The organism is Verrucosispora sp. NA02020 (genome assembly GCF_013364215.1).
Taxonomy (GTDB): domain Bacteria; phylum Actinomycetota; class Actinomycetes; order Mycobacteriales; family Micromonosporaceae; genus Micromonospora.
This window is the reverse complement of record NZ_CP054923.1, coordinates 7,026,413-7,046,113: the sequence shown is the minus strand read 5'-3', so window position 1 is coordinate 7,046,113 and position 19,701 is coordinate 7,026,413. Positions and strand designations below refer to the sequence as shown.

The following is a 19,701-nucleotide window of genomic DNA, read 5'->3' as shown; positions in this document are numbered from 1 at the left end:
CGCTTCCGCTCCGACCGCGCAGGTCCCTGGCCCGGTGGCGGTCGCGCTCCCGGATGGTGGGGCTGGCCTCGGTCGGGGACGCGGGCGGCCGTTGGGCCCGGCAAGCCGTGGTCAGCGGGGGTCCGGCAGGCCGTGGTCAGCGACGTCGCGTCGGGCGATAGGCGGCGACCGCGCGGGAGGACAGCCGCTGCGCCGCCGCCGAGTCACCGACCGCCGCCGTCACCACCGCCGCGCCGGGCAGCAACCTGGACGCCCACCGCAACGCCAACCAGCCGCCCGCCTGCGCGGCCAGCGGCGCCGCCAGCCGCCAGGCCGCCTCGGCGGCCCGTGGCCCCGGCTGCTCGCCCGGCCCGTCCGCCGTCCGCGCCGCCGCCAGCGCCGACCGCGCACTCGCCTCGTCCGGATGCACCTGCGCCAACACCAGCAGCTCCACCGCCCGCTCCGGATCCGCCGGATCACGGCCGTACGCCGCAGCCAGGTGCAGCACCAGGCTCGCCTGCGTCCAGAGCACCGCCACCAACTCCACCACCGGCGCGAACACACCCGCTAGCGCGGCGGTCGCCCCGCCGACCCCCGCCTGCCGGACGAACCGTCGGTCGGCCAGCCGGGCCAGACCGTCGCCGTCCGCCTCCGGGTACCTCTGCCGCAGCCGCCGCGCCCACGCCGCCGCCCCCGGCCCGAGCGCCTCGACGGCCGTCAGGGCGAGCAGCTCCGGTGCGTATCCCGGGTGCTCCAGCAACCGCGACACGAGCATCCGCAGATCCGGCGTACGCCCGACGAGCCCCGCTTCGATCGCGTCGAGCGGTGCTGGTTCTGGTGCGGTCTGCGGGCGCGGCTCGGGTGCGGTCGGGGTCGGCTTGCCCGGGGCCGGCTCGGGCCGGGTCGTCTCGACGGAGCCCGGCCGGCTCGGATCCGGCTCGGTCGGATCGCTCGGGTCGGCGCCGGTCTGTGCTGCGGCGTTCGGTGGCAGGGTCGGCTCGGCCGGGGTCGGCTCGGCGGCGTTCGGTGTGGGGGTCGGCCCGACTGGGGTCGGCTCCGCGGCGTTCGGTGTGGGGGTAGGCCCGGCCAGGGTCGGTGTGGGGGTTGCCTCGGCCGGGGTCGGCTCAGTGGTCTGCTCTGCTGGGGAGGTGTCGGTGCGGGCCGAGGCGGTCTCCTCGGCCTGGGGCACGGCGTCGTCCGCTCCGACCACGGCGGCAGCTGTGATCCCACCGGCGGCGGTGACCCCGGTCGCCTTCGTCGCGGACTTCCGGCCGGGTGCGGCCTTCGCCGCCGCCTTCCTCGCCGTCTTCTTCACCGGGGTGGCCTCGGCGGAAGCAGCCGCAGCCGGCGTGGCCTTTCTCGGCGTGGCCTTTCTGGCCGTCTTCCGGGCCGGAGCCGGCTGCGTCGCCGCAGTCGCAGTCGCGTCGTTCTGCCCATCGCTGCTCGACGGCGTTCCGGTCGCGTCGTGCTGCTCGGTCCTGTCCGAGGGAGTGTCCGTCGCGTCGTGCTGCCCGCTACCGGTCGACGGCCCGGCGGTCGCTGCCCCAGCGGCAGAGGAATCGGCGGGACCGGTGGCGCCCGATTCCGGCCCGGTCGGCTCAGGTCTCGATCGAGGTGCCTTCTTAGCGGCGGCCCTCCGACGCGACGGCGCAGGGGTGTCCGAAGACGCGCCGTCCGGACCGTCGGCTCCCCTTTGGGCCGGTTGGCTTCCCGCCGATGCCGGACCGGCCGCGGGTGCCGGTCCGGCATCGGCGGGGGGTGCCGGAGCGGCCGGAGGCGTGGGGGTGAACGGTGTCCTGGACGAAGCGGGACGAGTCTGACGGGGCACCGGCTGCTCGGCAACGGGCGGCGGCTGGAAGATCAGACCCGGCGCGGCCTTCGCCTGACGAGGTCGACGCCCGCCCTCGCCCTCCTCCGGCTCCGCGTCGCTCGGGGGCGCCGGAGCCGGAGGCGCTGTGAACGTCGCCTTCGGCAAGCGGCGGCGCGCTTCCCGAGCAGGTTCCGGGTGGTCATGCTCGCGTGGCGACTCCTCCTGCATGTCGATGGAGCGTAGTCGCGATCACGGCGACGCACAGCGCAAGAATCCCCTCGCCGGTCTGCGGGGCGGCGGGTTCCGGTAGTCGCTTTGCCCCCGGACGGGCGGGGCCTGTATCCTCGGGCGCGGTGGTCTGCGGGCCACCAGGGAGACTTCGCCTAGTCTGGTCTATGGCGCCGCACTGCTAATGCGGTTGGGGTCTTAAAGCCCCTCCCGGGTTCGAATCCCGGAGTCTCCGCGCGAAGGCCGGGTGTGTAGACTGGCCGAGCACCAGCGCCCGTAGCTCAACGGATAGAGCATCTGACTACGGATCAGAAGGTTAGGGGTTCGAGTCCCTTCGGGCGCACAAGATCGACAAGGCTCTGACCTGCCATAACGGCGGTCAGGGCCTTGTCTGTTTCTGTCCATGAGGGACGGTTGGCTGCTCGGTGGCTGCTCGTGCGACGAGCATCCCCTGCGTGTCGGACTGTCCGGGGGCGTCCGGTCGGGTCCGTGCGAGCTTGACGATGCCGAACTTCCACCCTTCCTCAATCAATCCACGAAATTGATCGAATGCGTGGAGGGCGGGGTGGTTGAGGCCGCAGTTCCGCATCTTGCCGTCGAGTCGGACCGGCGCGGCTTTGCGTTGTGGTGCGAGGTGGTGGGCCTGGGGCCGCCACCAATGACGACGATCTCGTCGAGGCCTTGGGGGCATCCGGATCTGCCGATGAGCGGATGAGTGGTCTGACGTGAAACTGCTGTCGTAGTTCTGACCATGGCTGGTGCGGAAGTTGCGTGCTGGGTGTGGCCGAACGAGACTTCTCGTGCCGCGCTACCACGTTGGACGTGGGGTGGTTACGTGCCGGTACGGCGGACTGGAAGGGGCTGTGGGTGCGGGCGGGACAGGTGGCGCGGGTTGAGGCGGGTGGGTCGGAGTTCTTCGTCAAGCTCGCCGAGGGTGGTGGTCCGCAGAACGTCGCCGTGGATCGGGCGTTGTCGTTCGATGGTGTCCGGGACACGGTTGAGGCTATCGCCGGGGAGTTGGGGCAGGTGTGGGAGAGGGTCAAGCCGTCGGAGGCGAGTGTTGAGTTCGGGCTGGCGTTGACGGCCAAGGCTGGCAAGCTGACCGGCCTGCTCGTCGAGGCTGACGGTGAGGCGAGCTTGACGGTCACCCTTACCTGGAAGCGGACCGAGTCGACCTGAGAGCCGGGGGCAGGCAGATGCGCACGCGTGTCGACTCGCGGCACCTACGCCGCCACGTCGTCCGAGTCGAGCATGTCGAGGATCGGGCGGTGCGGGGTGCGGGGTTCTTCGTCGCGCCTGGTTGGGTGCTGACCGCCGCGCACGTTGTCTACGACGATGCCAGCGGCGTGGCCCTTGATCGGGTCGTGGTGGTGCCCGCCGATGGGGGTGTCGGTGTCGCTGCGGTGGTTGCGGATGTGGGTGCCCGGTCGGTGCCGCCGGTAGATACAGCGTTGTGGCCGTTCCCGGACCTGGCCTTGCTGCGGCTGCGTCACACTGCCGCGTGGGTTGACACTCATCCGTGTGTGTGGCTGGCCGGAGGGCAGCCGTTGGATGGACAGTGTCATGCGTTCGGGTTCCCGCCGCGGGAGGAGGGTGTGAAGCCGGTGGGGGCACCGGCGTCCTTTGCGTTTGAAGGTGTTACCGGTGACGAGTTCTTCCAGCTGAAGGCGGGGCAGGCCGTCCCGGGGCTGTCGGGGGCACCGTTGGTGTGTCCGACGCGGAGGGCGGTGGTGGGCGTGGTCACCGCTACCCGTGACCGCTACAGCGACCTCGGCGGCTGGGCCGCGCCGATTTCTGCCCTGCTGTCGGGCGGGCCGGGTGTGCCGGATGATCTGACCGCGTACGGCGAGCAGGTCGCCGTGGCGGGCGCTGCGGCGGTGTTGGCCGATCGAGCCGGCTGGCATGCTGTGCTGCCGGTCGACGATGCCAACGAACTGGTCGATCAGCCCTGGACTCACGCAGACATACGGCCTGGTACGGGCCAGCCCTCGACGATCCTGCGTCCTGAGTTCGCCGTTGTGGACTACCTGTTCCGGGCCGAAATCCTGACGACTGTCACCGACTGGTGCGATCGTCCTGAGCGGTTGTCGGTGCGCTACATCGACGCCGGTGGCGGCACCGGCAAGACGCGCTTCGCGGTCGAGGCGTGCCGGGCGCAGCGGGCACGTGGGTGGGTGGCTGGGTTGCTGCCTGCCGATGACAGAGGCGTCGACAAGCTGGCCATGCCCCGGTTGCTGGTCGTGGATTACGTCGAGGAACGTGACGCGGTTGCGTTGGCCGCTCGGCTCGCCGCGCTGGCCCGGTCGGCGTCGCCGTTGGCGCCGGTGCGTCTGCTGCTGCTTGGCCGTCCTTCCGCCGGGGCGTTGGCCGGGCAGGCGTTGGCGCCTTTGGCCGAGGCCGCTACCGGTGCCACGCTCAGCGCGTTGGACAATGCCGTTGACACCTCTACCGCAGTGGCCGACCTGACCGGCCCGCAACGGGACATGTTGTTCGCTGCCGGGCTGGCCGCGTTCGGCCGCACCTGGAACGGTCCGGGTTGGGCCGTTCCGTCGGTGGAGGTGGACCTGTCCGACCCGCGCTACGGCCGTCCGCTGGATGTGTTGCTGGAGGCGTTCGACGCGGCCTTGTCCGGGCCACACTGGCGATCTGGGCAGCGGCCTCCGGTGGATAGGGCCCTCGACCATGAAGCGCGGCGCTGGTACCAGCGAATGCCAGAACTCGACCAGCGGACGGCGCGTCTGTGCGTGGCCTTGTCCACCCTGGCGGGAGCCCGCGACGACGCCGAAGCCTCAGCGTTACTGGACCTGGTGGCCGACGCTACCCCTGCGCCCTCAAGGCGTCAGATCGATCGGTGGCTCCGCGACCTGTACGACGGGCCGGACCGGTGGAATCCGCTGCGCCCCGACCGTCTCGGTGAAGCCCTCGTCGCCAGACTCTTGGGCGAACACGACGACCACGGTTTGAGGTTACTGACCGCCGTGCTGACCCTACGCTCCGACGCTCAGGTCGAGCGGGCCCTCGACGTGTTGATCCGGCTGGCCGCTACCCCGGCCGTCAACGGCATCGCTGTGGCCGCTCTCGCCACCAGATACGCCGACTTGGTGCAGCGCTGCACCGACCAGACCAGGCCAACCGATCAACGGATGCCCATGGCCGTTCAGCAGCCAGCGCAGCGGGTGCGTGTCAGCCTGCTTGACAGTCTGGGCCGCGCCCACACCGCGCTGCTCACCGCCGACCGCGTCGCCGACCTGCCTATCGCTGTCCAGGCCCAGCTCAGCGCCGCCGGCGACGCCCTCGGCGTACTCGCCCGCGACCACGGCCGCTCGGCCGACGCCCGCAGCATCTTCACCACCGCCCTGTCCATCGATCAACGCAGGTACGAACTGGAACCGGACAACACCAGCTACGCCCGCGACCTGTCGATCTCCTACAACAGCTGGCCGTTGTAGGGGGCGTGGGTGAAGTCCTTCAACGACACCCACCCCGACCGCGGCTGCGCCAACGCGCCCGTCGAGGACCACCGGTACGACGAGGGCAGCGAGCAGTTACCCGACGGCGGCGGAGTGGTCGGCGGCGGTGAGGTGGGACCGCCGAGGGAGACCAGCCGGAACTGCTGGTTGGTCTGTCCGTGGCAGTCGTAGAGCTGGATCTGGGCGCCGTTGGTGGTGTTCCAGGCGTCGAGGCAGCGGCCGGATTGGACGCCGCTGATGGTGCCGTTGGTGTTGATGTTCCATTGCTGGTTGGTCTGGCTGTGGCAGGCGTAGATCTGGACGGCGGCGCTGTTGCCGGTGCCGGCGGCGTCGAGGCACATGTCGCCGTAGACGCGGAGTTGCTTGGTGGAGCTGTCGTACGTCCATGCCTGGTTCGTCTGCTTGTTGCAGTCGTAGAGCTGGACCCGGGTGCCGTTGTCTCGCGAGGAGTTGGGCACGTCGACGCACCGGCCGGACTGCGAACCCACGATCTCGCTGGCGGAGCCGGACGGAGGGTTGGTGGGCCCCGGCGTGGTGGGCGTGGGGGTGGTTCCGGGACCGGCGCTGTTCAGCGCGTCCAGGGTGGCCGTGTACGCGGCCTTCTTGTTGCCGCTGCCGTCGAAGAGCAGCGGGGTGCCGCCGGAGCGCCACGAGTCGGTGTCCCGGATGCCCCACACCGTGATGCCGGTGCAGCGGGCGACCGCGAGGCAGTCGTTGACCACACTGCGGTAGGTGTTGGCCTGCGAGGTGCCGGAGCCCTCGATGTCCAGCTCGGTGATCTGCACGTCCACGCCGAGCGCGGCGAAGCTGGACAGCGTGGTGCGGTAGTTGCTGTTGTACGCCGACTGGGCGTTGAAGTGCGACTGGAACCCGACGCAGTCGATCGGTACGCCCCGGTTCTTGAAGTCCTGGACCATCCGGTAGACGGCCTGGGTCTTGGCCCAGTTCCAGTTGTCGGTGTTGTAGTCGTTGTAGCAGAGCTTCGCGCCCGGGTCCGCCGCCCGGGCGGCCCGGAACGCCGCCTCGATCCAGTCGTTACCGGTGCGCTGCAGGTTCGAGTCGCGCCGGGCGCCACTGTCACCGTCGGCGAACGCCTCGTTCACCACGTCCCAGGAATGGATCTTGCCCCGGTAGTAGGTCGCGACGCGCGTGACGTGGTTGAGCATGGCGTTACGCAACTGGGTGCCGGACATGTTCTGCATCCAGCCCGGCTGCTGCGAGTGCCAGGCCAGCGTGTGGCCACGATGCTGTTGTTGGCGGCGTTCGCGGTGCCGACCGAGCTGGCGCAGCGGGTGCTGCTCTTCGGCATCACCGGCGCGCTGGTGCTGCGGAGCATTTTCATCGCGTTGGGCGCGGCGGCGTTGCAGACGCTGGACTTCGCATTTCTGATCTTCGCGTTGATCCTGTTGTTCACCGCCGCGAAGCTGCTGCGCGACGCGTTCACCGGGCACGAGCAGACGGTGGACATCGGCAACATGCGGTCGGTGCGGCTGCTGCGTCGGTTCATGCCGGTGGTCCAGGAGTACCACGGCACCAAGATGGTCGTGCGGGTCGACGGTCGGCGTGCGCTCACGCCGCTGGCGCTGGTGGTGGTGGCGGTCTTCGCCGCCGATGCGGTCTTCGCGGTGGACTCGGTCCCGGCGGTCTACGGCATCACCGAGGACCCGTACCTCGTCTTCGCCACCAACGCCTTCGCGCTGCTGGGTCTGCGGGCGCTCTACTTCGTGCTGCACGCCGCGCTGAGCCGCCTGGTCCACCTCAGCTACGGCCTCGCCGTGATCCTGGCGTTCATCGGCGTCAAACTCGGTCTGCACTGGGCGCACGGCGTCTGGGAAGGCGTGCCGGAGATCCCGACCGTGGCGTCGTTGCTGGTCATCATCGGTGTGCTGACGGTCGTGACGATCACCAGCCTGCGTGCCACCCGCAACGTGGTGCCGGGCTCCAAGGAGGTCGTCACCGAACGGCAGTGAGCCCCAGGCGCCGTAGCTGGTCCAGCTAAAACGGTCAAAAGCCCCATTATTGCCTTTATGCTCCGCCCCGAGAGGGGTGGAGATGACACGAGTAGGGGAACGAGCCGGGCCGATCCTGTCGGGCCGGTTCCGCGAGGACATCGAAGGGCTGCGGGGCCTCGCGCTCGTCCTGGTGCTCGTCGGGCACGCCGGGGTGGCCGCGCTGCCGGGCGCCTTCGTTGCCGTCGACGTCTTCTTCGTCATCTCCGGCTTCCTGATCACCGGGCTGCTCGTCGACGAACTGCGCCGGACCGGCGGGATCTCGATCACCGCCTTCTACGTCCGGCGCGCCAAGCGGCTGCTGCCCGCCGCCAGCGTCGTCGTCGTGGCGAGCATGCTGCTCACGTACCTCTTCCTGCCGCCGATCCGGTGGTCCGAGACCGCCCGGGACGCCCTCGCCAGCGCCGTCTACGCGATGAACTGGCGGCTGGTCGAGCAGTCGACCGACTACCTGCGGTCGGAGGAGGCGCCGAGCATCCTCCAGCACTTCTGGTCACTGGCGGTGGAGGAACAGTTCTATCTGCTCTGGCCGCTGCTCCTGCTGGCCGCCGTGGCGCTCGGGCGTCGACGGACGCAGTCGATCGAGGCGCGGTCGCCGGTGGACGTCTGTGGGCGGCACCGTCGACGGTTCTTCGCCGACCGGACGTCCACCCCGGTGCTCGTGGCGATCGCCCTGGTCGGCGTACCGTCGCTGGCCTGGTCGGTGTACCTGAGCCAGGCCGAGCCCGCGCGGGCGTACCTGGTCACCACCACCCGGATGTGGGAACTGGCGCTGGGTGGTGCGCTGGCGATCCTGAGCGGCCACCTCTCCCGGCTGTCCCGTCCGACCGCGGTCACGCTCGGCTGGGCCGGCATGCTCATGATCGCTCTCGGTGCCGTGCTGATCGGGCCGGACGCGGCCTATCCGGGACACCTCGCGCTGCTGCCCACGCTCGGCGCGGTGGCGGTCATCGCGGCCGGTCCGGGTGCCGGGCGGTACGGTCCCGCGCTGCTGCTGGAGATGCGGATGACGCGAGCGGTGGGGGTGGTCTCGTACTCCTGGTATCTCTGGCACTGGCCCTTGCTCGTCGTGGCGGAGGCGCGCTGGGGTCCGTTGGGGACCGGTGCCGGGCTGGCGATGATCGTCTGCTCCGCGCTCCCGGCGGTGCTGACCCACTACCTGGTGGAGAACCCGTTCCGGTACGCACAGTTCTCCCCGGCCCGCACCCTGCGGATGGGACTGGCCGCCACCAGCCTGACCGTCCTGGCCGGCATCGGCCTGAGCCTCGCGGTCCGGCCACCGACCGCTCCGGTTCCGCCGCAGTTCGCCGGTGTGGGTCAGGCGTCGCCGGGCGGGGACCCGGCGCTGGTGGACCGCTTCGCCCGGATCACGCCCGACCCGCTGGCCGCCCGCGACGACCTGCCCGACGTCTATCGGGACGACTGTGTCACGCAGGCGCAGGAGTCGCGCCTGCGCACGTGCGTCTACGGCGACCAGGACTCGCGGGTCGAGGTCGCGCTGGCCGGCGACTCGCACGCGGCGCACTGGGTGCCGGCGTTGCAGCAGGTCGCGTCGGAGCGCGGGTGGCGCCTGGTCACCTACATCAAGACCGCCTGCTCGCTGATGACCGCCCCGACGGTCGTCGGCGGACGGGTCGACGAGAGCTGTACGGAGTGGAACCGCGAACTGCGGACGGCGCTCACGGGTGAGCGACGGCCCCGGCTGCTGATCGTCTCCAGCGTGACCCAGATACCGCTGGTGGCCGGCAGTACGCCGGCACCCGGGCCGTCGACGGCCGACGCGCAGACGGAGGCGCTGACACGGACCTGGTCGGAGCTGACCGGGGCGGGCATACCGCTGGTGGTCATCCGGGACACCCCGGCGTTCAGGGTGGACATGGCCGAGTGCGTCTCCGCCAACCGGGAACGCCTCAGCGCCTGCGCCCAGCCTCGGCAGCCCGCACTCGTCTGGGGCGTACCGCAGGAGCGGGCTGCGGCTGCGGTGGCGCAGGTGCATCTGGCCGACCTCAACGACGCGATCTGTCCGAGCGAGCGCTGTCCCGCCGTGATCGACGGGGTGCTCGTCTATCGAGACGCGCACCATCTGACCGCCACGTACGCGCGCCGTCTCGCGCCACGACTGGACGACTTCCTGGTGAGGCACACCGCGCGGCACCTGTCGTGACCCTCACGGCGGATTCAGCCTTCCGGGCTACCTGGGGCATTTAGTCCTTCTTGTCCGATTTGGCGGTGCCATGCTGAGCCGCGTACGAGAAGTCGAACGTCGTGGGCGGTCCCGCACCTGGTCGGCACCCGACCGGTGGGCACGGGACGACCTCTGATCTCGCCGTCTCCTCGTGGACCCGAGGAGTACGACACGAGCCGGCCGATTCCGGACAGCATCCGGGTACCCGCCGCCGAGGTCGCCACCCCGCGTTCGGGCTCCGCCCGGAGGTGACCCGCGCCTGCGCCGGTCCGTCGACCGGCGGGGCACTGTGGACGGTGGTCGACGGTCTGCTCGGACATCTGCCCAGCGGCGGTCGTGGTGCGAGTCGACCACGACCGCCGCTGGCGGCCGTGGTGCGGCCTGCTCCGCAGGCCCGCTGCCCGCCGGTCGGCCCGGCCGTCCGCCGACGTCAGCCCGGTCGCCCGACGACCCGGCAAAACGGTGCAGAGTGGACAAATCATGAAAATCAAAATATAAGGCTTAAAAGTGCCGATACTGCATGTGTCACATGCGGCGGTCGGCACGACGACTCGACCACCGTCCGGATTGGTCCTCAAGGGAGTCCTCACGTGCAGGCGTGGTTCAACGAAGGGCGCTCGCCGACGCTGCAAGACAGATACTCGGCCCGGCACAACGCGTTCGGCGCGCTGCGTCTGGCGATGGCGTGCGGTGTGATCATCGCCCACTCCGGGCCGATCGGGTTCGGGGTGGGAAACCTCGGCACGGGCCTCTTCGCGGGGCAGAGCGACATCGGCACGATGTCCCTCTACGGCTTCTTCCTGATCTCCGGGTTCCTCATCACCGACAGCGCGTTGCGCTCGTCCCTGCCGCAGTACATCCGCGCCCGCGCGCTGCGGGTGCTTCCCGGCCTGTGGGTCTGCCTGCTGGTCACGGCCTTCGTCATCGCGCCGCTGGTGGCGATCTACGAGAACGGCAGCCTCGATGGCTTCTGGGGACACCCGGAGGGCCCGTTCGACTACGTCACCACGAACGTCCTCGCGTCGATGGAGCAGTTCCCGATCTCCGGCCTGCTCGCCGACACCCCGTACGGGCGGCTCGGCGGAGGTCCGAGCGCGTTCGACGGCTCGCTCTGGACCCTCCGGTACGACCTGGCGTTCTACGGCGTGGTGGCCCTGCTGATGATGACCGCGGTCCTGCGCCGGTCGCCGCGTGCCGTCCTGCTGTTGACGGTCATCTGCTACGCGCTGGTCCTGTGGGACTTCCTGAACGGACCGACCATCACCGCACGCCCGCCGCAGCACGGCGCGATCGGCCCGTTCCCGCTGATCGGTGCCTTCGCCGCCGACTGGACGCTGATGCTCGGCTTCCTCTTCCTGCTCGGTACGGCCGCACGTCTCTACGCACACCGCATCCCGGTCAACGGCGTGTGGGCCGCACTGGCCGGCGTCGTGCTGACCGGCTCGCTGCTCAAGGGCGGCTTCTTCGCCGTCGGCCTGCCGGCCTTCGCCTACGTGGTGCTCTACGCCGCGGTGGCGCTGCCGAAGCAGCTGTCCAGGATCAGCCGACGGCACGACTACACCTACGGCCTCTACATCTACGGCTTCCCGGTGCAGCAGGTCATCGCCCTGGTCGGCGGCGCCGAGTTCGGGATGTTCGGCTACACCGTGCTGAGCATCCTCGGCACCCTGGCGTTCGCCGTACCCTCCTGGCACCTGGTGGAACGTCCCGCCCTGCGCTTCAAGACCGAGAGCGTGCGCGCCCGCAGTCGCGTCGACCGCGACGCGGAGACCCGGCAGACCCTGCCGGTCTCCTGACGGTCGGGAGGGCTCCGGCCGCGCCGGGAGCAGCGAGAAGCGGTGGTCCTCAGACCACCGCTTCTCGCGTCTCGGCGTGGTGCGGGAGCAGCTCAGCGGTACGCGGCGAGCCGACGGCGCTCGTCAGATGCGGTGTCGTCGTCAGGCGGCGGTCGGGAAGGGCGCAGCGGTGCCGGCGCTCGTACCCGGTGCTTCGCGCAGCAGCGTGATCGCCTCGCGCAGCGCCTCGTCGATGGGCTGGGGACGCAGCCCGAACGTGGTGGCGGCGGCCGAGGAGTCCAGCACGAACGGCCGCGCGAACTGGTATGCCGTGGTCTGGAACTCGCGCAGCATCGGGGCGAAGAGACCGGCGGCCCGGAAGACCGGTGCGGGAATGCTGGTGAGCTTCGGCGCGGGCACCCCGGCCAGCTCGGTGAGGCGGGTGGTGAGCTGCCGGATCGTCATCGGCGCCGCACTGGGCACGTGCCAGGGGCGGTTCCAGGCCCGCTCGTCGGTGGCGGCGGTGACCAGCATGGCCGCCACGTCGTTGATCGAGGTCCAGGTGTGCGGCACGTCGAGCGGGGCGGGGACGACGGCACGGCGTCCGGCGAGCAGCGGCTGACCGAGGAAGAGGGTGAGGATCGACTGCGCCTGGAGGTAGTCGCTGGCGCGTACCTCGGTCGCGGCGTGCAGGCGCCCGGCGCGCTGGGCGGCGAGGGCGTCGCGCCACATGTCGGCGCGCATCCGTAGCTTGGGGTGCGTGGCGGCGAGCGGAGTCTGTTCGGTCATCGGCCCGCTGACCTCGCCGTACCCGTAGAGGCAGCCGGCGATCACCAGTGGCGCGCCGGACCGCTCGGCGGCGGTGAGCAGCGCGTCGGCCATCGGCGGCCAGTCGGTGAGCCAGCGGTGGTAGGCCGGATTGAGGCAGTTGTAGACGGCGGTGGCGCCCTGCGCGAGCTCGCTGAGCCGGTCGGCGTCCGTGGCGTCGGCGGCGATCCGCTCGATCCGGGCGTGGATCGGGCCCCGCCCGGACCGGCTGACGATCCGGACCTGCTCGCCACGCGTGGCGAGCAGTCGCGCGGTGGTCGAGCCGACCATGCCGGCGCCGACGATCAGGTGAACGGCCATCGAAGTCTCCCCTCGTATTGAGAGCAGTGCTCTCTGTTGAGACCAATGCTCACCCATGGCGACGGCTTTCGTCAAGAGCAGTGCTCTCGAATGTGTGCGACACTCTCTGGCATGCCTGCCGCCACCATCCGGGCCAGGGCCCGAGCCGAGATGATCAACGAGATCAAGACGATCGCCCGCCGCCACCTCGCCGCAGAGGGGGCGAACCTGTCCCTGCGTGCCGTCGCCCGGGACATGGGGATGGTCTCCTCGGCGATCTACCGCTACTTCCCGAGCCGCGACGAGCTGCTCACCGCGCTGATCCTCGACGGCTACCAGGCACTCGGCGACGCGGCCGAGGGGGCCGACGCCGAGGTCACCGCCCGCACCGACCTGCGCGGCCGATGGCTCGCCGTCTGTCATGCGGTACGCCGCTGGGCGCTGGCCCACCCGGCCGAGTACGCCCTGCTGTTCGGCAGTCCGGTCCCCGGGTACGCCGCACCGCAGGAGACCATCGTGGCGGCGTCCCGGACCCCGACCACCCTGATCCGGATCCTGCTCGACGGCTTCACGGCCGGCGTCCTGGCCGATCCGGGCCCGGACGAACTGCCCGGTCCGGTCCACGCCGACTTCGCCGCCGTGCGGGATCGACTCTTCGCCGGGCTGCCCGAAACCCTGCTGGCCAGGGGCTCCGTCGGCTGGATCCACTGCTTCGGTGCCGTCAGCTTCGAACTCTTCGGCCAGCTCGACGGCCTGATCACCGCACGGGACGAGTACTTCGACCACCAGATGCGCCGGATGGCCGACCTGATCGGCCTGCCCTGACAAGGCTGTCGGGGGGACGGTGCGGGCGGCGAATGTGATCTAGCATCAGCTTTCCCGCCGTTGTCGTACTGCGGGATCGGCTTCCACTCACGGGAGTTCCTGGATTGTTCTCCACTCTCATCGGGGCCGCCTCCGGCCCCGGATCGTCCTCGCGTGTCCGCGTCATGACCCGGGCCGCCGTCGCGTCGGCCCTGGTGCCGGCGCTGCTGCTCGGTGCCGGCGCACCTGCGGTCGCGGCGACCAACACGCTGACCGTCACCACGCTGGACCGCAACGGCAAGAAGGTCACCGTCACCACGACCGTGGTCAACCTCGCCACCAGCGAGCGCCGTTCGGTCACGTCCAACAAGGCCAAGAAGCTGCCGAAGGGCACCTACGCGGTGCTCGCCTCGATCCGCACCGGGGAGACCTCGACCCTCGGTGCCCGCACGGTCAAGGTCTCCGGGGCCAGCAAGACCACCGTGGACGCCCGCAAGGGCAAGCGGGTCTCACTCGGCCTCAGCCCGGCGATCGACACGGCCGGGCGGGAGATCCGGACGATGGCCCGGATCTGCACCGTAGGCAAGTCCTCGTACGAGCACGTGGGGGCCGCCGACCTCGGCGGCGGGCTGTACGTCGTGCCCAACTCGTCGAAGCGGCTGGCCTTCGCCGCCATGCGGTCCTGGGTCGACCACAGCGGCGCGTCACCCCACTACGTGGTCAAGTACCGCACGACCGGCGTTCCGAGCAGCCCGACCCGGACCTTCGCGCAGTCCTCGCTCGGCACGGTCGACGTGGAGAGCCGGCGCGGTCCGTCGGCGGGAACTCTCAGCAACCTGGCGGTGCAGCCGGCCGACCGTGCCTGCGGCGACGAGATGTACGGACTTCTGTTCGACACCGAACAGCCGTACCGGACGAAGCTTCACCTGTCGGCCGGCAAGTGGTACGTCAGGGCGCACGCCCGTGCTGAGGCGAAGGACGGTTCCGCACCGGTCGTCGGCAGCTACCTCGTCCCACGTACGGTCAGCGCGGGCAAGTCGCAGACCGTGCGGTTCTTCCGGTCCGCCTGGGGGCCGTCCACCCGGCTGCCGCAGGTCAACTACGGCTGGCTGTCGTACTCGCTGAACGACATGTTCGCCGACCCGGGCTTCCCGCGTGACAGCGTCGAGGGCGGTGACAAGGCGACCGCGACGCTGAAGTTCGGCGGCAAGACGGTCAAGACCAAGAAGGACAGGGGCTGGGAGTCGGAAATGACCAGCCTTGAGTACAAGGTCAAGAAGAGCGGGTGGTACACGCTCACCAACGACGCGAGCCGGTACTACCCGGAGATCACCTTCCCGGCCGGGATGCTGTCGCCGAAGACCAGCGTCACGTACCGGTTCAAGGCGAAGCCGAACACCTCGGTGACCGCGCCCGTCTACGCGCTCACCATGCTGCCCACCGGGCTTGACCTGCACAACCGGGCCAAGGCCGGCGGCAGCACGAACGTCCAGTTGAAGCTGAGCCGCCCCAAGGCCGGTCCGGACGCCAAGCTGGGCAAGAACCCGAAGGTGAAGACGGTCACCGCCAAGGCGTCCTTCGACGGCGGCAAGACCTGGCGCTCGGTGTCGGTCAAGAAGATCGACGGCGTCTGGACCGCCCAGGTGGGCAACCCGACGTCCGGCGCGGTCTCGCTGCGGGCGCGGGTCACCGACACCATCGGCGGCTACACCGACGTGACGATCGTCCGGGCGTACGCGATCGGCTGACGCTCCGGCCGTGACGACGACGGGCCCCCTTCCCGACCGGGGAGGGGGCCCGCTCGGTGACCGGATGCGCCCGGTCACCGACCTGCGGTGATGCCTACCAGTACTTCGGCAGCTCGTAGAAGTCGTCACCGTTCAGGCTGTCGACCGACCGGTCCGCCATCCGCTCGGCGATGCCGACGATGCCGGCCTCGACGGCTTTGGTCAGCTGACCCTTCTGCTTCTGGCCCCAGGCGTGGGACTGGCCGCGCACCTCGAACAGGACGCTCGCGCTGCCGTTGAGGGCGAACGCCGACCGGGCCTGCCCGGCGTAGTCGCGGTCGAAGCTGTAGCCGTCCGACACCTGGTAGTGGACGTACTGGCTGACCCCACCGAAGAACGGCGAGCCCGTACCGGAGCCGTTGCCCGCGTGCTGCATCATGCCGAGGGCGGCGGCCAGCGTGTGCCGACGGGAGGCGTCCTGGTCGAGCAGCGGCCAGTCGGCGTACCTCGGGTTGCCGTCGACCTCCGAACCGAGCGGCGGGAAGTCCAGCGCCACCGTGACGTACTGGTCGGTCCCGATGTTCTCGTTGCACGGGCCCATGTGGTGCAGATCCACGTAGGCGTGGACCTTGCCGAACTCGTCGCGCAGGTTGACGTAGAGGTCACGCAGGGCACGGGACTCGTTGGTCAGGTACATGCCGGGCAGCGTCTCGTTGGAGGGCCGCGTCGCGGGCGAGGGCTCGGCCGTCAGGTCCGCGCTGAAGTCCCGGTTGACGTCGAAGCCGCGTGCGCCGTTGCTGTAGTAGTACGGCGCGTTCGTGCCGGCAAGCTGCGGGAACTTCTCGACCACCTCGGTCCACGGGAAGTCGTTCTGCCGACGGTTCAGCTCCGCACCGTCGGGGTTGAACTTCGGAACGGCGACGATGGTCAGGTTGTCCCGGATCATCTTGGCCTGCGGGCTCCCACTGGACCCGAGGGTCTTGAGCATCTGGAGCAGGGCCTCGGTGCCGGTCTTCTCGTTGCCGTGGATCTCGCTCGTGATCAGGAGTACGCGGTCACCGGTGCCGACCCGCGCGGTGTAGATGTCCCGGCCCCGGTGGGACGTGCCGATGACGTCGACGGCGACCCGGCCGTTGCTGGTCGCCTCGATCTGGTCGAGGCGCTTGCCGAGCTGCTCGTAGTCGGTCCAACCGGAGTCGGATCGATTACCGGGGAGATTGCCGCAGTTGGCGTTCACGTTCTCCGCCGACGAAGACGGCGCGAACAGGGTTACGGCACACATTGTTGCGACAGTTGTCGACACCAAAAGGCGACGATGCATCAGACCTCCTACATCTGTATGAATTCGGCTGCGCGGTGCGTCGATCCGGGCGTTCTCCGGGCGGCTTTCACCTCGTTTTCCAGTCATCGTGGGCCACGTATCGCCTGCTGGCAGGCGTTCGGCGAAGGGGCCCTGCCGATCGGATGAGGCAAAACTAAAGGCGTTGGTTAATGTGCATCGGTGTCGACCTGCGTGTTTGAGGAAACTTTGAGGTTCGTGGTGGTTCGCGCGTACTGCGGCGGCTGCCCCGGAGCTATTCGAAATCGGTCCACCGCGCAATGGCGGCACCGAAAAACCGTCCGACCGGTGTTAACGTCGGCGGGTGGACGTGACGCATCCCGGGCCGGGTGCCCCGGTCGCCGGGCTGGTGCTCGCGGCGGGCGCGGGCCGACGCTACGGGCGACCGAAGGCGCTGGTGGAGGTGCACGGCCGGCTGCTGGTGGAGCGTGCGGTGGCCACCCTGCGTGCCGGCGGGTGCGACTCGGTGAGCGTGGTGCTCGGTGCCGACGCGGAGTCGGTGGGTGCTCGGGCCGATCTGACCGGGGCGGCGGTGGTCGTCAATCCGGACTGGGCCGGCGGGATGGGGTCGTCCCTGCGTGCCGGTCTCGCCGCGGTGATGCCTACCTCGGCGGTGGCCGCGCTGGTGCTCCTGGTCGACATGCCGGGCATCACCCCCGAGGCGGTACGCCGGCTCGTCGGTCTCGCCGCCCCGCAGGTGCTCGCGATGGCGGGCTACCAGACCGGGCGCGGTCATCCGGTCCTGCTCGGCCGGGCGCACTGGGTGGGCGTCGCCGCCTCGGCCGTCGGTGACGTGGGTGCCCGTCCCTACCTGCGCGAACGAGTCGAGCAGATCCGGGTCGTGCCCGTCGGCGACGTGGCCGACGGCGGTGACATCGACACCGAGGCCGACCGGGTCAGGTTCCTCGCCGCCGGGGAGGCGGCGAGCGCCTGACGTCGCCTGCGGATGCCGCTCTCAGAGGGCGGTGAGGATCACCGGCCCGTCGTCGGTGACCGCGATGGTGTGCTCCCAGTGCGCGGCCCGGCTGCCGTCGGCGGACCGGAGCGTCCAGCCGTCCCGGTCCACCCGGTACATGTCGTTACCGCCGGCGATGAACATCGGTTCGAGCGCGAGGACCAGTCCCGGCCGAAGCCGCAGGCCCCGACCGGGCTTGCCCTCGTTGGGCACGAACGGGTCCTCGTGCATGGCGCGACCGATCCCGTGGCCGCCGTGGTTCTCCATCAGGCCGAATCCGCACGACCGCCCGACGGTGCCGATGGCGTGGGCGATGTCGCCCATCCGGGCGCCGGGCGTGGCGGCGGCGATGCCGGCGTGCAGGGCCCGGCGGGTCTCGTCGACGAGCCTCTGGTCGTCCGGGTCGGCGGTGCCGACGATGAAGGTCACCGCCGAGTCGCCGTGCAGCCCGTCGATGTAGGCGCCGCAGTCGACGCTCAGCACGTCTCCCTCGGCGAGCCGGTACGACGTGGGGATGCCGTGCACCACCGCGTCGTTGACCGAGGTGCAGACGACGGCCGGGTAGGGGCCGGGGGCCGACCGGGGGTGGTAGTGCAGGAACGAGGGCTTCGCCCCGGCCTCTCTGATCACCGTGGCGGCGATCTCGTCCAACTCCCGCAGGGACGTCCCGACCGTGGCCGCCGCCTGGGTCGCGGCCAGCGCCGTCGCCACCACCCGTCCGGCCTCGCGCATCACGGCGATCTCGTCCGGGGTCTTCAACTCGACCATCTCTACCTCTTCGTCGTTCGTGCGGGCGGGGCGGTGCGCTCCCGGCCCTGGTATTTTAATACCAGGATTACTATAGCCACATGGTGCGTACCCCGATGACCGAGGACGAGCGGGCCCGTGGCCTGGCGCTGGGACGCCTGCTCCAGCAGGCACGTGGCGGCCGGAGCGCCGCCGCCGTCGCCCTCCAGGCCGGCATCTCGCTGGACACGCTGCGCAAGATCGAACGCGGGGCGATCGCCTCGCCCGCCTACTTCACCGTCGCCGCCCTGGCCAGGGTGCTCGGGCTCTCCCTGGACGACCTGGCGACCCGGCTCGCCGAGCCGTCTCCGGCCACCGGGCGACTCGCCTCCTGACCCCCGGCCCCGCGCGGTAACTCGCTGGGCCACCCGGGCGCAGGTCGGCATGATGGTGCCGAGGGTCAGGAGGTGCGGGTGAAGATCCCGATCGACACCCTGGGTGACGCCCGCGCCGTGCTGCTGGTCGAGGGCGCCAGCGACCAGGCGGCCGTGCAGGCGCTCGCCCTCCGTCGCGGTCGGGACCTGGCCGCCGAGGGCGTACGGGTGCTGCCGATGGGCGGGATCACCAACATCGGGCATCACCTGGTCCTGCTCGGCCCGCAGGGACGCGGACTACGGCTGGCCGGCCTCTACGACGTCGCCGAGGAGGGCTTCGTCCAGCGCGGGCTCGACCGGGCCGGCATCGCCACCGCCGCCTCCACCGCCCGGATCGCCGAACTCGGGTTCCACGTCTGCGTACGGGACCTGGAGGACGAGTTGATCCGGGCCGTCGGCACCGACGGGGTGCAGGAGTTCCTGGACGCCGTCGGGGACCTGCGATCCTTCCGGCTGTTCCAGCGACAGCCCGCGCAGCAGGGACGGGAGTTGACCGCCCAACTGCACCGGTTCGTCGGCACCCGGTCCGGCCGCAAGGAGGCGTACGCCCGGCTCATGGTGCAGGCGCTCGACCTGGACCGGATGCCACGCCCGCTGGACGCGGTGCTCGACTCGGTCTCCGCTCACCACCTGGGCAGCAACGAGCCGGGCAGCCTGCCGCCGGGCCGATAGGCCACGCACATCACGTCCCGGTCGCCGCCGGCCCAGGTCTCCTCGGTCGGCAGGACCGGATAGAAGCGCAGGTCCCGATCCTGCCCGTCGGGCCAGGTGCGGGTGAACAGGTCCCGGCAGGCGCGCCAGGCGAACTCACCCAACGCGGTCGGTGCCCAGTCCGCGTCGTCGTCGGCGTGCACGAACCCGTACGTCTGGTTGTCCGCCGTCGACGCGCACGGCCGGTAGCGGACGACCACCTCGCCGGCCTCCGGCAGGTGCACCGGGTCGTCGAAGCACTCGCCACCCTCGATGTCGAGTACCCCCGGGGTCTGCGCACTGATGAAGTGTTCGTCCTTGACCACGACGGCGGCCGGGGCGGAACTGCCGACCAGCGCGCCGAGCAGGACCGCCGTGCAGAGCAGGCCAGCGACGGTACGCAGGCGACGGCCGGTCCGGTCGGGGTGGGGCGGGGCACTGTGCTGATCGGTCATAACGCGGC

15 protein-coding genes, 2 tRNA genes and 1 pseudogene are annotated in these 19,701 nt (G+C 70.5%); 12 read left to right on the top strand and 6 right to left on the bottom strand.

Going from position 1 to position 19,701, the window contains the following annotated elements; all coding sequences use genetic code 11:
* Nucleotides 1-136: 136 nt before the first annotated feature.
* Nucleotides 137-1,294 (bottom strand): hypothetical protein, encoded by a 1,158-nt coding sequence (locus HUT12_RS33090; protein WP_254877101.1) that lies wholly within the window; start codon nucleotides 1,292-1,294, stop codon nucleotides 137-139.
* Nucleotides 1,295-2,161: 867 nt separating this feature from the next.
* Between HUT12_RS33090 and HUT12_RS31430 the strand changes: the two genes are divergently transcribed.
* The 4 genes from HUT12_RS31430 to HUT12_RS31415 all read left to right on the top strand — a co-directional run bounded on the left by HUT12_RS31430 (nucleotide 2,162) and on the right by HUT12_RS31415 (nucleotide 5,466).
* A tRNA-Ser gene (locus HUT12_RS31430) sits at nucleotides 2,162-2,252 on the top strand.
* Between the two features lie 35 nt (nucleotides 2,253-2,287).
* A tRNA-Arg gene (locus tag HUT12_RS31425) sits at nucleotides 2,288-2,360 on the top strand.
* Nucleotides 2,361-2,839: 479 nt separating this feature from the next.
* Nucleotides 2,840-3,196 carry a CU044_2847 family protein gene (locus tag HUT12_RS31420; protein WP_176095545.1) on the top strand — a complete coding sequence of 119 codons (357 nt, stop codon included), beginning with the start codon at nucleotides 2,840-2,842 and terminating at the stop codon, nucleotides 3,194-3,196.
* Between the two features lie 17 nt (nucleotides 3,197-3,213).
* The gene (locus tag HUT12_RS31415; RefSeq protein ID WP_176095544.1) at nucleotides 3,214-5,466 is read left to right on the top strand and encodes a trypsin-like peptidase domain-containing protein; all 2,253 of its coding nucleotides are present in this window, start codon (nucleotides 3,214-3,216) and stop codon (nucleotides 5,464-5,466) included.
* Here HUT12_RS31415 and HUT12_RS31410 read toward each other — a convergent pair.
* Complete coding sequence (locus tag HUT12_RS31410) at nucleotides 5,445-6,719, bottom strand: non-reducing end alpha-L-arabinofuranosidase family hydrolase (protein ID WP_303393518.1); 1,275 nt, start codon at nucleotides 6,717-6,719, stop codon at nucleotides 5,445-5,447. The genes HUT12_RS31415 and HUT12_RS31410 overlap by 22 nt on opposite strands.
* Nucleotides 6,720-6,731: 12 nt before the next feature.
* Between HUT12_RS31410 and HUT12_RS31405 the strand changes: the two are divergent.
* The 3 genes and pseudogenes from HUT12_RS31405 to HUT12_RS31395 all read left to right on the top strand — a co-directional run.
* Nucleotides 6,732-7,457: pseudogene (locus tag HUT12_RS31405) on the top strand (TerC family protein); the annotation flags it as partial.
* 82 nt (nucleotides 7,458-7,539) lie between these two features.
* Nucleotides 7,540-9,660, top strand: a complete 2,121-nt coding sequence (locus HUT12_RS33300; RefSeq protein WP_176095543.1) for an acyltransferase family protein — start codon at nucleotides 7,540-7,542, stop codon at nucleotides 9,658-9,660.
* A 611-nt stretch (nucleotides 9,661-10,271) separates the two neighbouring features.
* The gene (locus tag HUT12_RS31395) at nucleotides 10,272-11,477 is read left to right on the top strand and encodes an acyltransferase (protein WP_176095542.1); all 1,206 of its coding nucleotides are present in this window, start codon (nucleotides 10,272-10,274) and stop codon (nucleotides 11,475-11,477) included.
* A gap of 141 nt (nucleotides 11,478-11,618) precedes the next feature.
* Here HUT12_RS31395 and HUT12_RS31390 read toward each other — a convergent pair whose 3' ends face one another.
* On the bottom strand, nucleotides 11,619-12,584 hold the full coding sequence (locus HUT12_RS31390; RefSeq protein WP_176095541.1) for an NAD-dependent epimerase/dehydratase family protein: 966 nt from the start codon (nucleotides 12,582-12,584) through the stop codon (nucleotides 11,619-11,621).
* A 111-nt stretch (nucleotides 12,585-12,695) separates the two neighbouring features.
* Here HUT12_RS31390 and HUT12_RS31385 point away from each other — a divergent pair, with 111 nt between their 5' ends.
* Both HUT12_RS31385 and HUT12_RS31380 read left to right on the top strand, forming a co-directional pair.
* Nucleotides 12,696-13,388, top strand: coding sequence for a TetR/AcrR family transcriptional regulator (locus HUT12_RS31385; RefSeq protein ID WP_176095540.1), 693 nt, complete (start codon nucleotides 12,696-12,698; stop codon nucleotides 13,386-13,388).
* Between the two features lie 164 nt (nucleotides 13,389-13,552).
* Entirely contained in the window at nucleotides 13,553-15,115 is a 1,563-nt protein-coding gene (locus HUT12_RS31380) for a hypothetical protein (protein WP_176095539.1), read from the top strand.
* Nucleotides 15,116-15,209: 94 nt separating this feature from the next.
* On the opposite strand, the gene HUT12_RS31375 is transcribed toward HUT12_RS31380, so the two are convergent.
* Entirely contained in the window at nucleotides 15,210-16,376 is a 1,167-nt protein-coding gene (locus HUT12_RS31375; protein ID WP_236145607.1) for a M14 family zinc carboxypeptidase, read from the bottom strand.
* A gap of 361 nt (nucleotides 16,377-16,737) precedes the next feature.
* Between HUT12_RS31375 and HUT12_RS31370 the strand changes: the two genes are divergently transcribed.
* The gene (locus tag HUT12_RS31370) at nucleotides 16,738-17,367 is read left to right on the top strand and encodes a nucleotidyltransferase family protein (RefSeq protein WP_254877009.1); all 630 of its coding nucleotides are present in this window, start codon (nucleotides 16,738-16,740) and stop codon (nucleotides 17,365-17,367) included.
* Between the two features lie 21 nt (nucleotides 17,368-17,388).
* Here HUT12_RS31370 and map read toward each other — a convergent pair whose 3' ends face one another.
* Entirely contained in the window at nucleotides 17,389-18,156 is a 768-nt protein-coding gene (map, locus tag HUT12_RS31365; RefSeq protein WP_176095538.1) for a type I methionyl aminopeptidase, read from the bottom strand.
* 80 nt (nucleotides 18,157-18,236) lie between these two features.
* On the opposite strand from map, the gene HUT12_RS31360 reads away from it, so the two are divergent.
* Nucleotides 18,237-18,509, top strand: coding sequence for a helix-turn-helix domain-containing protein (locus HUT12_RS31360; protein ID WP_131051923.1), 273 nt, complete (start codon nucleotides 18,237-18,239; stop codon nucleotides 18,507-18,509).
* 78 nt (nucleotides 18,510-18,587) lie between these two features.
* Nucleotides 18,588-19,220, top strand: coding sequence for a TOPRIM nucleotidyl transferase/hydrolase domain-containing protein (locus HUT12_RS31355; protein ID WP_236145609.1), 633 nt, complete (start codon nucleotides 18,588-18,590; stop codon nucleotides 19,218-19,220).
* Here the strand turns inward: HUT12_RS31355 and HUT12_RS31350 are convergent.
* Complete coding sequence (locus tag HUT12_RS31350) at nucleotides 19,172-19,693, bottom strand: hypothetical protein (RefSeq protein ID WP_176095536.1); 522 nt, start codon at nucleotides 19,691-19,693, stop codon at nucleotides 19,172-19,174. The genes HUT12_RS31355 and HUT12_RS31350 overlap by 49 nt on opposite strands.
* Between the last annotated feature and the right edge of the window lie 8 nt (nucleotides 19,694-19,701).

Bases quoted from the DNA above. Each gene is read 5' to 3' on its own strand.
- HUT12_RS31415 (WP_176095544.1), top strand. From the start codon at position 3,214: ATGCGCACGCGTGTCGACTCGCGGCACCTACGCCGCCACGTCGTCCGA.
- HUT12_RS33300 (WP_176095543.1), top strand. From the start codon at position 7,540: ATGACACGAGTAGGGGAACGAGCCGGGCCGATCCTGTCGGGCCGGTTC.
- HUT12_RS31390 (WP_176095541.1), bottom strand. From the start codon at position 12,584: ATGGCCGTTCACCTGATCGTCGGCGCCGGCATGGTCGGCTCGACCACC.
- HUT12_RS31385 (WP_176095540.1), top strand. From the start codon at position 12,696: ATGCCTGCCGCCACCATCCGGGCCAGGGCCCGAGCCGAGATGATCAAC.
- HUT12_RS31380 (WP_176095539.1), top strand. From the start codon at position 13,553: ATGACCCGGGCCGCCGTCGCGTCGGCCCTGGTGCCGGCGCTGCTGCTC.
- HUT12_RS31375 (WP_236145607.1), bottom strand. From the start codon at position 16,376: ATGTGTGCCGTAACCCTGTTCGCGCCGTCTTCGTCGGCGGAGAACGTG.
- map (WP_176095538.1), bottom strand. From the start codon at position 18,156: ATGGTCGAGTTGAAGACCCCGGACGAGATCGCCGTGATGCGCGAGGCC.
- HUT12_RS31360 (WP_131051923.1), top strand. From the start codon at position 18,237: ATGGTGCGTACCCCGATGACCGAGGACGAGCGGGCCCGTGGCCTGGCG.
- HUT12_RS31350 (WP_176095536.1), bottom strand. From the start codon at position 19,693: ATGACCGATCAGCACAGTGCCCCGCCCCACCCCGACCGGACCGGCCGT.